The organism is Streptococcus sp. k-628, from assembly GCF_013277475.1.
Classification (GTDB): domain Bacteria; phylum Bacillota; class Bacilli; order Lactobacillales; family Streptococcaceae; genus Streptococcus.
Genome location: NZ_VMMZ01000047.1, coordinates 1 through 1,141, shown reverse-complemented (window position 1 = coordinate 1,141; position 1,141 = coordinate 1). Strand labels below are relative to the sequence as shown.

The 1,141-nt window shown below is 38.4% G+C and carries 3 protein-coding genes; all 3 read left to right on the top strand.

Annotated features, from left to right (window positions below; translation table 11 throughout):
* On the top strand, positions 1-195 hold a 195-nt coding region (locus HT730_RS06805; RefSeq protein WP_173307158.1), incomplete at its 5' end, for an HAD hydrolase family protein.
* Between the two features lie 4 nt (positions 196-199).
* A complete protein-coding gene (locus tag HT730_RS06800; RefSeq protein ID WP_173307157.1) occupies positions 200-835 on the top strand; it encodes a GDSL-type esterase/lipase family protein in 636 nt (211 codons plus the stop codon).
* 83 nt (positions 836-918) lie between these two features.
* On the top strand, positions 919-1,141 hold a 223-nt coding region (locus tag HT730_RS06795; protein ID WP_275690511.1), incomplete at its 3' end, for a CppA N-terminal domain-containing protein.

Sequence of the window (1,141 nt, the reverse complement as noted above, 5' to 3'; positions counted from 1 at the left end):
TGGGACTTGAAAGCCCAACAAATTATGGCTTTTGGCGATAGTGAAAATGATGTTGAAATGCTTGAAATGGCTGGAATTGCCTATGCGATGGAAAATGCTGATGAGAAAGCCAAAGCTGTGGCGACTGCTCTAGCGCCAGCCAATAGCCAAGGAGGAGTTTACCAAGTCTTGGAAAACTGGTTAGAAAAAGGATAATGAAGTGGCAGTACAGTTATTAGAAAATTGGCTCCTAAAGGAACAAGAAAAAATCCAAACCAAATATCGTCACCTAAATCAGGTTTCTGTTGTAGAGCCAGACATTCTTTTTATTGGGGATTCCATTGTCGAGTATTATCCTCTACAGGAGCTATTTGGGACTGCAAAGACAATTGTCAATCGAGGCATTCGTGGCTATCAGACAGGGCTGTTACTTGAGAACCTCGATGCGCATCTGTACGGTGGAGCAGTAGATAAAATTGTCCTTCTGATTGGGACAAACGATATTGGAAAAGATGTGCCTGCGAATGAGACTCTCAATAATCTCGAAGCTACCATACAGTCTATTGCTTGCGATTATCCATTAACTGAGATTAAATTGCTTTCTATTTTGCCAGTCAATGAGGGAGAGGAGTACAAGCAGACAGTCTATATCCGCACGAATGAAAAAATTCAGAAATGGAATCAAGCCTATCAAGAGCTTGCCTCTGCCTATATGCAGGTGGAATTTGTGCCAGTTTTTGATAGTTTGACAGACCAAGCAGGCCAACTCAAAAAAGAATATACAACTGATGGACTGCACCTCAGTATTGCTGGTTATCAGGTTTTGACCAAAGCTTTGAAAGATTATCTTTACTAAATAGCTAAATAATGGTAAATTTGAGCATAATATCTTGTAAAAAATTCTAAAATCCTTTAAAATAAAAAGTGATGGAGGAATTTATGAATGTAAATCAGATTGTACGGATTATTCCTACTTTAAAAGTTAATAATAGAAAATTAAATGAAACATTTTATATTGAAACCCTTGGAATGAAGGCCTTGTTAGAGGAGTCAGCCTTTCTATCACTAGGTGATCAAACAGGTCTTGAAAAGTTGGTTTTAGAAGAAGCTCCAAGTATGCGCACTCGTAAGGTAGAGGGAAGAAAAAAACTGGCTAGATTGA